Origin of the sequence: Paraburkholderia fynbosensis (assembly GCF_902859935.1) — a bacterium.
In the GTDB taxonomy this organism is placed as follows: Bacteria; Pseudomonadota; Gammaproteobacteria; order Burkholderiales; family Burkholderiaceae; genus Paraburkholderia; species Paraburkholderia fynbosensis.
Genome location: NZ_CADIKI010000003.1, coordinates 460486 through 471806, shown reverse-complemented (window position 1 = coordinate 471806; position 11321 = coordinate 460486). Strand labels below are relative to the sequence as shown.

Below are 11321 nucleotides of genomic sequence, written 5' to 3'. Positions count from 1 at the left end.
TCCGAAGTCGCCGATCGCGGGGATGCCGATCATCGAGGCGTATAAGGCAAGGACGGTGATCGTCAACAAGCGCTCGATGGCGGCGGGCTACGCCGGGCTCGACAACGACCTGTTCTACATGGACAAGACGATGATGGTGTTCGGCGACGCGAAGAAGGTGATCGAGGATATGGTGAAGGCGGTCGAATAAGTGCGTGTTCGGGTATCGCGGGTTGCCTCGTCAGGAGCCCGCGATTTCCGCTTCGTAGTGGCGTCGCGTGAGGCTGTTGGAACGGGGCGCGCCTGCTGCGTGCCGAGGTTGACGATGCCCGGCTGAATCCGCTTCGACCTGACGCCCGCGTGTTGCAACAGGTGCCCCTCCAGCGTTTGCATCGCGACACGCCGCGATCCTCACTTTCACTTCGGCTTCGCGTTCACATGCCGCAGCAGATCCGCGAGCCGCCGGCCTTCCTGATCCGGATATCGTTCGAGCACCTGAAGATCCGCAATCTTTTCCAGACTGAAATTGCGGAAGGCGCCGCGCAATTCGCACCATGAGCCGAGCGTCCAGCGTGCGCCCCAATACGCTAACGCGAGCGGCCAGACGCGGCGCTCGGTGGCCGCGCCGCTCGCATCGGTGTAGGCGAAGCGCACCACGTGCCGCGCGTCGATCGCGCGATGCAGCGCATCCAGCTGCGCCGAAAAATTCTCCTTGATATGAAACGACGGCGCGAAAATCGCCAGCCTTTCGAGCGTCGCGCGTTTGTCGGCGGGCATCGCCGACGCGATCTTGGCGAGCGCCCCGCGCGCGCCGCTCGCGAAGTCCGCGCCGCCCCACGATTCGAGCATACGCGCGCCGGCGGCGAGCGCGGCCAGTTCGTCGGCGGTGAAGGTGAGGGGCGGCAGGCTTGCCGTGCGGCTCAACCGGTAGCCGATGCCGGCTTCGCCTTCGATCGGCACGCCCGACAATTGCAGATCGCGCACGTCGCGATAGACCGTGCGCAGCGAAATGTTCAGCCAGTCAGCGAGTTGCTGCGCGGTGGTCAGACGCCGTCCGCGCAACAGTTCGGCAATCTGGAACAGGCGGTCGGCGCGGCGCGTCATCGTGGGCGTCTTGTAGAAGAGGACGGGAACGGTCCCGCGATGATAGCGCCGCATGCCGCGCTCCGCTCGAGGTTCGCTGCGGCGCGCGCTGTCGTGACGCGCGCGGCGTGGCGAGGTGCTGCCAGAGTTTGCTTCGTGCTGCGGGTTGCGGCTGCGCGTGGCAGTGTGGCTCGGCTTTACGGTGTCGCTCCGCTCAGCTTCGAGCCGCTTCGCTCAGTGCACTGCAGTTCAGCCGTTGGTGCGCGAATGCAGGCCGAGACGGTTGCCTTCCGTATCGGTGAAGAACGCGATGTAGCCGATGTCCTGCGGCAGCTTGATCACCGGGCCGTCGGTCTTGCCACCGGCCTGTTCGACGCGTGCGAGGGCGGCGTCCACGGTCGGCTGCGCGCTCAGATAGACGAGCACGCCGTCGCCGGTCGGCTTCATCGACGGGCTGTGGACGATCGCGCCTCCAGTGGCCGGCTCTTCGTAGCCGAATATCGCAATCGGCTGCCCACCGATTTCCTGGCGATTGAGCTGGACGTCGAGCGCGGCTTCGTAAAAGCGGACGGCGCGATCGAAATCGACGGACGGAATCTCGAACCATGCAAGAACTTTGGCTGACGTGGACATGACACTCTCCTGGGGATGGCGGGTAAGCCGTGCAAAGCGCCGGATGGCGTGAGAAGGAGTGTGCGGGGGTGCTGCTGACAGCGTGGTGTCAGCAGGGTGTGGCAGGAAGCGGATTGTCGGGCGTGATGATTCGCGGCCTTGCGGCGGGCGGCACTTGCGGGAAGGATGCGACGCGTGCGATGGGAGCGGCGGCGCCGTGACGGCCGGCAGTAAATGGACGTTGAGCCGCTACTGACAGGACGCAGGTGATGCATGCCGAACCGCAGCGCCGGAAACTCCCACCATCGCCGCCGCCGCGCCAGCGAAAAAAAACCGCGGAGCCCAAAAGGTCCGCGGTTTTCATAGCTGTACTTCAGCGCGCCTCAAGCGGCGGTTGCGTCAGGCAATCTGGCCTTAAGCCCCTTCGCTTCCAGCCGCCGACGCATCGCTCTGCGGCCGCTGACGCACGCTGCCCGCGATCAGATCGAAGCGGAACAGCCGGCACTCGAGCGCACCGTTAAAGAGCGGCGTCTTGGTCGACTCACGCAAGCGCAATTGCCCCGGCAGTTTGCGATCCGACGTGAGAATGAACGCATGCCAGCCGGTGAAGCGCTGCTTCAACGCGTCGCCGAGCGAGTGGAAGAATTCGCTGTCCGGCGCTTCTTCCTGTACACGACGGAAACCGTCGTCGTCGCGGTTCTCGCGGTTGCCTCGGCCTTCACGCAACTCGCCACGCGCATTACGGCCACGTACTTCGATCCGCTCGCCATACGGCGGATTGGCGACGAGGATGCCCGCTTCGGACGAGGGTGGCGTCATGCCACGCGCATCGACCTGCTTGAGCGGAATCGACGGCAAACCGGCGCGCTGGAAGTTCGCGCGCGCCTTGTCGAGCATGTCGCCGGAAATATCGCTGCCAAAGATCTGCAGATCGGCGCGCGAGCTGCGCGCGGCATGCTTTGCGTCGAGTGCGGCCGCCTTCAGCGTTTGCCAGGTCTTCGCGTCGAATTGCTTGAGCTTCTCGAAGCCGAAGCGGCGTTCCGCGCCCGGCGCGATGTTCAGCGCCACCTGGGCGGCTTCCGCGAGGAAGGTGCCGCTGCCGCACATCGGGTCGTACAGCGGCGTGCCGGCGCTCCAGCCGGTCAGGCGCAGAATGCCCGCCGCGAGATTCTCGCGCAGCGGCGCCGCGCCCTTGTCGAGACGCCAGCCGCGTTTGAAGAGCGGATCGCCGGATGTGTCGAGATAGAGCGTGCAATCGGTGGCGGTGAGAAACGCGAACACGCGCACGTCGGGCGCCGCGGTGTCGATGCTCGGCCGCGCGCCGCTGACTTCGCGCAGACGGTCGCAGATCGCATCCTTCACGCGCAGCGTCGTGAATTCGAGGCTGCGCAGCGGCGATTTGATCGCGGTCACGTCCACCCGCAGCGTTTCTTTGGCCGAGAACCATTGCTCCCAACGCTGTTCGACCGCGAGCGCGTAAATGTCCTGTTCGCTGCGATACGGGCGGTGCGCGATCTTCAGCAGCACGCGGCTCGCGAGGCGCGAATGCAGGTTGGCGGCCATGCCGGCAGCCCAGCCGCCGCGGAAGTGCACGCCGCCGGGCACTTGTGCGCCGGCCGTAAACGGTGCGCCGTTCAGGTGTTTCGCGGCAATTTCGGCGAGTTCGGCCGCAAGCGAGGCTTCAAGGCCGCGAGGGCAAGGGAGGAAGAAATCGAAGGACATTGAGGTTGCCGGAAGGCGTTGGATAAGGCGCTATTGTACGCGGTCGGGGTGGCCCGCCCGACGCGATTACGGGGCGGGCCGCTCGCGCCGGCTGGCGCGCCGGCGCCGGAAGTGCGGGAACGGCAGAAACCGCGGGACGCGCGGCCTAGTTCGCCTTGCGCGCGGCTCTCTGCGGCCACACCAGTTCCAGCGGATGCCGGCGCAGCCTCTGCCAGATCGCGCCGCGCAGCGAGCGCACTGCGCTGCGCCGCAGATCGCGCGATTTCACCGCCATGTAGAAGGCGAGCGCGAAGCTCACGGCCACGTTGAGTATCGCCATGCTGCCGACCCCCGCCACCGCCCACCACAACTCCGGCAGCTTCAACGCGCGCTCGCCGAGCACGCCGAGCGCGACGCCGACCGAACCGGCGCTGAGCGTCACGTGACGCACTTCGAAACTGAACGCGAGCGCGGTGACGATCGCCGGCACGAGTCCGAGCATCAGGCCGAGCGAGATATTGCCGACGACCCCGGCCACGTTTGCGCGGCACCAGTGCGCGAAGCGGTCCGCGCTGGCCGCGCCGAGCGTCAGGCGAAGGCGGCGGTTGTAGGCGAGCGCATCGGCGACGCGATGCAGCACGAACCAGTTGTCGGCCCAACCCGCGAGCAGGCTCGAGGACCACAGCAGCACGCCGGTCAACGCGGCGTAGAAGGGGGTCGGCCCGAGCAGCGAAAAGGAGCGCAGAGTGGCGAGCGCCTTTTCCGTCGAGATGATGTCGGCGTGAAACAGCCAGCGCCACAGCAGTTGCACGGCGAGGCACACGGGAAATACCAGCAGTACGTTGCCGAGCACCGCGGCGGCCTGGGTGCGCATCAGCGCGGTCACCGAACTCACGAAACTGTCGACGCCCGCGGGCGTGCTGACGCCGTCGAGTTCGCGCGCGAGCGTGGGCGCGGTCATGGCCGGCTGCTTGGTGGCGAGCGAGAAGTGCAGGAAATGCATCAGCAGGAAGCTGGCCGCGTAGTTGATGCCGGCCAGCAGGCCTTCGAGCATGGCTTGCAGATGCGCGCCGGTGATCGCGAACTTCACGCAGACCGTGACGACGGTGACGAGTCCGCCGCCAGCCGCCATGCGCATCATCTTCAGATATTCGGCGCGGTCGCGGGCGATATAGTGCTCGCCGGTATCGGCGCTGTATTCGACGACCTTGCGCGCGAGCAGCGAGAAATTGCTGCGCATCAGGTGCGCGATGCTCTGGCTCGCGTGATTCGCTTCGACGAGTTCGGCGGTGAGACGCGCGCCCGCGTGCGGATCGTCATGCGCCATCCAGGCGTTGAGCAGGTGTTCGGCGCGCACGATGCGCATGCGCATGCGCTCCACCTGAAACACGATGTCGACGCTCACGCCGTTGTGATAGAGATGGGCGAAGACGTTGTCGGTGGCGCTGCGGCAGTCGTCGAGCAGCAGCCGCAGATAGTTGACTTCGCGCAGCAGCCGGTCTTGCGGCTCGCCGGCCATGAACGCATTGTGCGCGGCTTCGACGGCGAGCATCGCGCGCGTGAGGCGGTAGAACGGCTGCTTTTCCATCGCGACGCGCATGTCGCTGGTGTCGTGCCGGTCGTCCATATCGCGGTCGGCGGGGTCGACGACGAGCCGGCTGCGCACCGTTTGTGACAGACCCGTCGAGCTGATCTGGCAGGTGAGGTTGTGCAAGGCGGCCAGCAGGTCGAGCGAGAACGGTGGGTTGTCGCGCGGCGGCTCGTCTTGCGCGGCGTAGTCGAACAGCGCGTGGATGCGGATCAGCAGATCGGCGGGCAGCGTGGCGATCCATCCGGCGTCGCGCTCGGAGCTGAACATCAGCGTGACGATCGCGGTGAGGTCGCGCCGGTTCGGCGCGGGTGGGATCAACGACGCTTCGAAGCGCCCGAACAGCGCGCCGAAGAAGCCGGAATGCACGGGCATGCCGGCGTCGCAGAGCAGTGAGAGGCCGTCGCTTTCGCGCAGCAGCGCACGCAGAATGCCGGCGACGTTGGCCTTCCACGCGGGGTTGCGATCGAGTACGTGAAGCAGATAGCGGATGCGCGTATGCGCCGGGGCCGAGCGGGAGGCGTCGGGTTCGAGCGCACCGGTCTGCACGGCGCGGCCGCGGCGAATCCAGTGCGCGAGTTCGATTAGCCATTCGCTGCGCTCGGGATAGGGGGCGGTGCGATCGGCGATCGCCAGCAGCGCGTCGAGCTGATGGCCGCCGTCACGCGACGCGCGCCATTTCTTGATGAGTCGTTTGAGCGTGTCGAACATGTCGGTTGCCTGCGCGATGCGGCGTATTCAAGGATAGGTGAACTTTCCGTGGCTATCCTTGATAACGCCGGTCAGAACTTCGCCAGCGTGTTCAACGTGGCCAAAGCGAAAACGCGTAGACGCGTTTTCGCTTGAACTCAACCTCCCTCAGCCGCCAGCCGCCGCCGTAGTCGCACCCGCGACAGGACACGCCGGCACGACCGCCGCGGCCTCCTTGCCCGACGAGCCACTCGCCGTACCGCGCGGAGCCGCCGCAGCCATCGCCTGCACCGCCGACGCAATCTGCCCGCTAATCTGCTGCAGCGCGCGACGGTGTCCTTGGACGAGCGCGTCATAGCCGCCGCTAACCGGCTCGTTCACCACGCTGCGGCACGTCATTACCGCATTGCTGCGCACGGCCCGCACGCTCCACACCGCATCGATCAACGCGTGCGAGCCCGGCCACGACTCGAAGCGCTGCACGTTCATGCTGACGCGATACACCGGCGTCGCATCCGGATGTGCGGTGCCATAGACGTCGATGGTGCCGAGCTGCTGCGTGAGACTCGTCGACAGCGCGCGGCGGATTTCATCGCCGGGCAGCGACGCCCAGCGCTCCTCTTCGAGCACCTTGACCTGAGTCGGGGCGGTCTGCACGACCAGTTGATTCTTCGCCACTTGCGGCGGCACGTCGACCGGCGCGACCTCGATCAGCAAGGCCTGCGCGGCCGCTGTGCGCGTGCCGGCCGGCGCGGCGGAGCCGGCCGCGGCATCGGCGCCCAGCGTGTAAAAGCGGCTCGGCGGCGACGCGCACGCTGCCAGAGCCACGGCCGTGGCCAGCGCGCCGGCGTACGCAGCGCCGCGCACGAGCGCGCGCGATGGGCGGGGGAGCCGGGCAAACATCATGGTTTATCTCCTGATTTACCGCGCAACAGCGATTCGGGATGGCGCTCCAGGTAGTCCGACAGCGCGTTCAACGACTGCAACGTGCGCGTCAGTTCCTGCAACGCCTGATGAACATCCGACTGCAACGGCGAGTCCTGCTGCAACGTCGCCTGCGCCGAGCCGAAGGTCTGCTTCGCTGCCGCGAGCGTGTCGCGGGCTTGCGGCACGACTTCCTTGTCGAGGCGCGTGAACAGTTGATCGGCGTTTTTCAGCGCGCTGTTCAGGTTGGTGCCGATCTGGTCGAACGGTACCTTGTCGAGCTTCTTCGCGATGTCGGCGACCTGGAGTTGCAACTCGTCGAGCGTGTTCGGGATGGTCGGCAACTCGAGCGGATCGCTCCCGACGTCGACGGTGGCCGGCGGCGCCTTCGGGAAGATGTCCAGTGCGACGTACAGCTGGCTCGTGATCAGGTTGCCGGTGCGCAACTGACCGCGCAGTCCATGCTTGACCAGTTGCTGCAGCATGTTCTGACCGGCGAGGCTGCCCGGCGCCGGCGCGGTTTCGCGGAAGCGCTTGCCGAGGCGGTCGGGGTAGATGTTCATCGTCACCGGCATCGTGAAGCTGCGCGTCTTCGGATCGTAGTCGATGCCGATATTGGTCACCTGGCCCAGCACGATGCCGCGGAAATCGATCGGCGCGCCGATCGACAGCCCGCGCAGCGACTGGTTGAAGTTCATCACCACGCGCAGCGGCACGCCGTCCGGGTCGCGCATCGCGTCCGCTTCATCCGAGGCGAGGCGGAACGTCATGTTGTTCGGCGCCTGCGCGCCCACGCCCTGGCCGGGCGGAGACTGGAACGACAGGCCGCCGACGATCACCGTCGCGAGCGACTGCGTGTTCAGCTTGAAGCCGCTCGAATCGAGCCGCAAGTCGACGCCGCTCGCATGCCACCAGCGCGAGTTGGTGCCGACGTACTGGTCGAACGGCGCGGACACGAATACCTGCATGGTCACGCCGGTGCCGTCCTTGTCGAGCGAGAAGCCGACCACCTGGCCGACCTGCACGCGCCGGTAGAAGATCGGCGAGCCGATGTCGATCGAGCCGAGCGAGTCGCCGTGCAGCACGAACTGGTGACCCTTCTGGTCGCCGGTGATCGGCGGCGGCGTTTCGAGGCCGACGAAGTTCTTCTCGGTATCCGGCGAACGGCCGGCGTCCGCGCCGATGTATGCACCCGAGAGCAGCGTGGTGAGACCCGACACGCCACTTGCGCCGATGCGCGGGCGCACCACCCAGAAGCGCGAATCCTTGACCGCGAATTTTTCGCCTTCCTTGGTCAGTTGCACCTGCACCAGCACGTGCGACAGATCCTGCGCGAGCGTGATGGTCTTCACCGCGCCGACGTCGACGTCCTTGTACTTGACCTTGGTCTTGCCGGGCTCGAGGCCTTCGGCGCTGATGAAGCTGATCGTGATGACCGGACCTTTTTCGGTCACCGACTTGATCACGAGCGCGATGCCGATCAGCGCGGCGATCAGCGGAATTACCCAGACGAGCGACGGCAGCCAGCGGCTGCGCGGCTCGATATCGGGGTCCGGGAGTTGCGGCGGCAGCCTGGGTCCGTTCGAATCGCCGGAGGCGGGCGTCGGTCCTTGCGGGCTAGTCATGGTCAAGATCCTGAGGTTTTTGAGTATTGCCGTCCACGGGGTCCCAGATGAGCCGTGGATCGAATTGCATGGACGCCATCATGGTCAGGATCACCACCGAGCCGAACGCTATCGCGCCCGGTCCGGCCGTGATCACGGCAAGCGATTTGAAGCGCACGAGCGCGACGGTCAGCGTGACGACGAACACGTCGAGCATCGACCAGCGGCCGATCCGCTCGACCATCCGGTACAGCGTGGTGCGCTGCTCCGGCCGCCAGCGCGAGCGGCGCTGCGCGGTGACGGTGAGCAGCACCAGCACGCTCAGCTTGAGCATCGGCACCATGATGCTGGCGATGAACACGATCACCGCGAGCGGCCAGTCGCCCGAGGTCCAGAAATACACGACGCCGCTCATGATGGTGTCGTCTTCGGAGCCGAGCAGCGACGCAGTGTGCATCACCGGCAGCAGGTTGGCCGGAATATACAGCAGCGCCGCGGCGATCAGCAGCGCCCAGGTGCGCATCAGGCTGTCGGGGTTGCGCGCGTGCAGGTGCGCGCCGCAGCGCCCGCAGTGCTGCGGCGTGACCGAGCGGATGCGCGGCTCGACGCGTCCGCATGCGTGGCAGGAGACGAGACCCGCGCGTTTCGCGGTGACGTATTTCATCGTGCGCTCATCCCTGATGCGGCGCGGGCGGTACGCCGGGGGGCAACGGCGGTTGCGCGGTGGTAGACGCACCGTCCGCCGGCACGGTGGGCGCGGGGGGCAAATCAGCCGGTGCGGGCGGCCCGGCCTGCGTGCCGACGGCGGCGGCCGCGCTGTCGGCGGAGGTGCGCGGCAGCGGGCGCTGGCTGCGGTCGCCGAGTTCGTCGGCGAGATCCCACAGCACGCGCGGATCGAACGTGACGACCACCGCGAACATCAAAGTCAACGTGCCGAACGCGAACAGCGCGGCCTCGGGGATCACGCGCGCGAGGCTGACCATCTTCACGATCGTGATCAGCACGCCGAGCATGAACACTTCGATCATCCCCCACGGGCGCACGAACTGGATCGCGCGCAGCACGCGGTTGAAGGCGGCGGGCACGTAGCCGGCGCGCAGCGGCACCAGCACGTAGAGCAGCGCGACGAGTTCGGTCAGCGGAAACAGGATGGTCGAGCAGAACACCATCACCGCGACGATCTGCATGTCCTCGTTCCACAGCGCGATGAGCGCGCCGAACAGCGTGGTCTGCGAGGTGATGCCGTTGGTTTCGAGTTCGACGATCGGAAAGCCCTGCGCGATCACGAAGGTGATCAGCGCGGCCAGCGTCATCGCACAGATGCTGTCCAGCTTGCGCGAGACGCCTCGATAGAGCGTCGCGCCGCAGCGCGGACAGCGTGCGCTCGTGCGTCCCACAAGCCGTGGCTTGCGGAACAGCGTATCGCATTCATGGCACGCGATCAGGTTGTCATGGTCCATACGGCAAAAGGGCTAACGACGTGAAAGGCAGCGTGCAAGGCCGGTTCTTATTCGCAGGCCGGGCGAGAGAGCAGCCATAGTACCAAAGGTGGCTTTTTTGCCGCTGCGCCGAGCCATTGTCGGGCGCGGATCGCAAGCCGGGCGGCGGCCGGCATCCGGAATTCCCGCACGCTCAGGTATGGCTTGGGCATCGCTTCGGCATTTTCGGCCCCCGATTATCGGATAGCGGATCGCCGAGCAGCAAAATCCGAACCAGTCCGATCCGAATCCCCCTGCCAGCTTCTTTTGCATGGGGTAGCATGGCGGCCTTGGCGTGTATCGCAGCAGGCATGTCCCTGGCCGCACACATCGATGCCATGCGCATCGACGCAGGGAATAGCAGAGCAAGCTGCGCCGTTAACCTCTATTAGCTTGCGTTGACCTGTCATGGCACTCAATCCTTCATTCGGCAGCCGGGAGTCGTACACGCGGACCGCCATCGCCTTTCACTGGCTGATCGCGCTTCTGATCGTGTGCGGCTTCGCGCTCGGCTGGGTGATGACCGATATCCCGGGCTTCACGCCCGCCAAGCTGCGCTACTTCTCCTGGCACAAATGGATCGGCGTGACGGTGTTCGCACTCGCGATCCTGCGCATCCTGTGGCGCGCGACTCACGCGGCCCCGCCGATGCCGCGCCGCATGCCCACCTGGCAGCGCGGCGCCGCGCATCTCGTGCACTTGCTGCTGTACGTGCTGATGATCGCCATTCCCGCCTCCGGCTACCTGTATAGCTCGGCGGCGAACGTGCCGGTGGTGTACCTCGGACTGATCCCGCTGCCGCGTCTGATCGCGCCGGACCCGCACCTGAAGGAACTGCTCAAGACCGTGCATATCGCGCTGAACTACACGTTGCTCGTGCTGGTCGCGCTGCACGTCGCGGCTGCGCTCAAGCATCAATGGCTGGATCGCGACGGCCTGCTGACGCGCATGCTCCCTTTTCTCAAATAAGGACAACCATGAAGGTCTCGTTTTATCGCTACATGCTCGCCGCGTTCGCTGCGGCCTCGCTGACCGCGGCCGGCAGCGCGCTCGCGCAGGTGGACCTCGCGAAGAGTTCGGTGACGGCCACCTCGAAGCAGATGAACGTGCCGGTAGAGGGCAAGTTCAACAAGTTCGCCGCGCAGGTCAGCTTCGATCCGGCCAAGCCGGCCGAGGGCAGCGCGCAGTTCACCATCGACGTGGGCAGCTACGATCTCGGCGACGAAAGCTACAACGACCAGGTACGCGGCAAGGAGTGGTTCGACGCGAAAACCTACCCGAGCGCCACCTTCGTGTCGAGCGCGATCGCGCCGGCTGGCGGCAATCAGTTCAAGGTGACTGGCAAGCTGACCATCAAGGGCAAATCGCAGACCGTGGTGGTGCCGGTCACGGTGAGCCAGCAGGGCGCGGCGCAAACCTTCGACGGCTCGCTGCCGATCAAGCGTTCGCAATTCGACATCGGCACCGGCGAGTGGAAGGACACGTCGGTGGTGGCCGATGACGTGGTGATCAAGTTTCATATCGTCGCGGCGCATAAGTGAAGCGTGCGATGCGCGTGATGTCCGCTGCGCTCGCTGGGTGCTCGTCGGGTGCTCGTCGGGCGTTTGTTCGGCGCGGCTGTTGTTCTCAGCGTTTTTTTTTACCCGAATTGAGGAGCATGAA

Annotated in this window: 11 protein-coding genes; 3 read left to right on the top strand and 8 right to left on the bottom strand. The window is 66.0% G+C overall.

Features of this window, described 5'->3' with window-relative positions:
* Window positions 1-190 (top strand): NAD(P)(+) transhydrogenase (Re/Si-specific) subunit beta (locus HV770_RS07745; RefSeq protein ID WP_175158833.1); only part of this gene is annotated, 190 nt, incomplete at its 5' end.
* A gap of 206 nt (window positions 191-396) precedes the next feature.
* On the opposite strand, the gene HV770_RS07740 is transcribed toward HV770_RS07745, so the two are convergent.
* From HV770_RS07740 to HV770_RS07705, 8 genes are all read right to left on the bottom strand, one after another.
* Window positions 397-1137: a helix-turn-helix transcriptional regulator gene (locus tag HV770_RS07740; protein WP_175158832.1), complete on the bottom strand. Its 741-nt coding sequence runs from the start codon at window positions 1135-1137 to the stop codon at window positions 397-399.
* A gap of 174 nt (window positions 1138-1311) precedes the next feature.
* Window positions 1312-1695, bottom strand: a complete 384-nt coding sequence (locus tag HV770_RS07735; RefSeq protein WP_175158831.1) for a VOC family protein — start codon at window positions 1693-1695, stop codon at window positions 1312-1314.
* A gap of 393 nt (window positions 1696-2088) precedes the next feature.
* The gene (locus tag HV770_RS07730; protein ID WP_175158830.1) at window positions 2089-3396 is read right to left on the bottom strand and encodes a THUMP domain-containing class I SAM-dependent RNA methyltransferase; all 1308 of its coding nucleotides are present in this window, start codon (window positions 3394-3396) and stop codon (window positions 2089-2091) included.
* A gap of 145 nt (window positions 3397-3541) precedes the next feature.
* Window positions 3542-5674 carry a site-specific recombinase gene (locus HV770_RS07725; protein ID WP_175158829.1) on the bottom strand — a complete coding sequence of 711 codons (2133 nt, stop codon included), beginning with the start codon at window positions 5672-5674 and terminating at the stop codon, window positions 3542-3544.
* Window positions 5675-5821: 147 nt separating this feature from the next.
* Window positions 5822-6559: a PqiC family protein gene (locus tag HV770_RS07720; protein ID WP_175158828.1), complete on the bottom strand. Its 738-nt coding sequence runs from the start codon at window positions 6557-6559 to the stop codon at window positions 5822-5824.
* Complete coding sequence (locus HV770_RS07715; protein ID WP_175158827.1) at window positions 6556-8202, bottom strand: PqiB family protein; 1647 nt, start codon at window positions 8200-8202, stop codon at window positions 6556-6558. Before HV770_RS07715 ends, HV770_RS07720 begins: the two co-directional genes overlap by 4 nt.
* Window positions 8195-8845, bottom strand: a complete 651-nt coding sequence (locus tag HV770_RS07710; RefSeq protein WP_175158826.1) for a paraquat-inducible protein A — start codon at window positions 8843-8845, stop codon at window positions 8195-8197. Before HV770_RS07710 ends, HV770_RS07715 begins: the two co-directional genes overlap by 8 nt.
* Window positions 8846-8852: 7 nt before the next feature.
* Window positions 8853-9641: a paraquat-inducible protein A gene (locus HV770_RS07705; RefSeq protein ID WP_175158825.1), complete on the bottom strand. Its 789-nt coding sequence runs from the start codon at window positions 9639-9641 to the stop codon at window positions 8853-8855.
* A 426-nt stretch (window positions 9642-10067) separates the two neighbouring features.
* On the opposite strand from HV770_RS07705, the gene HV770_RS07700 reads away from it, so the two are divergent.
* Window positions 10068-10628, top strand: coding sequence for a cytochrome b (locus HV770_RS07700; protein ID WP_175158824.1), 561 nt, complete (start codon window positions 10068-10070; stop codon window positions 10626-10628).
* Between the two features lie 8 nt (window positions 10629-10636).
* Entirely contained in the window at window positions 10637-11200 is a 564-nt protein-coding gene (locus HV770_RS07695; RefSeq protein ID WP_175158823.1) for a YceI family protein, read from the top strand.
* Window positions 11201-11321: the final 121 nt, after the last annotated feature.

Coding starts and splice junctions, on each gene's coding strand:
- HV770_RS07705 (WP_175158825.1), bottom strand. CDS start 9,641: ATGGACCATGACAACCTGATCGCGTGCCATGAATGCGATACGCTGTTC.
- HV770_RS07720 (WP_175158828.1), bottom strand. CDS start 6,559: ATGATGTTTGCCCGGCTCCCCCGCCCATCGCGCGCGCTCGTGCGCGGC.
- HV770_RS07715 (WP_175158827.1), bottom strand. CDS start 8,202: ATGACTAGCCCGCAAGGACCGACGCCCGCCTCCGGCGATTCGAACGGA.
- HV770_RS07730 (WP_175158830.1), bottom strand. CDS start 3,396: ATGTCCTTCGATTTCTTCCTCCCTTGCCCTCGCGGCCTTGAAGCCTCG.
- HV770_RS07735 (WP_175158831.1), bottom strand. CDS start 1,695: ATGTCCACGTCAGCCAAAGTTCTTGCATGGTTCGAGATTCCGTCCGTC.
- HV770_RS07695 (WP_175158823.1), top strand. CDS start 10,637: ATGAAGGTCTCGTTTTATCGCTACATGCTCGCCGCGTTCGCTGCGGCC.
- HV770_RS07740 (WP_175158832.1), bottom strand. CDS start 1,137: ATGCGGCGCTATCATCGCGGGACCGTTCCCGTCCTCTTCTACAAGACG.
- HV770_RS07710 (WP_175158826.1), bottom strand. CDS start 8,845: ATGAAATACGTCACCGCGAAACGCGCGGGTCTCGTCTCCTGCCACGCA.
- HV770_RS07700 (WP_175158824.1), top strand. CDS start 10,068: ATGGCACTCAATCCTTCATTCGGCAGCCGGGAGTCGTACACGCGGACC.
- HV770_RS07725 (WP_175158829.1), bottom strand. CDS start 5,674: ATGTTCGACACGCTCAAACGACTCATCAAGAAATGGCGCGCGTCGCGT.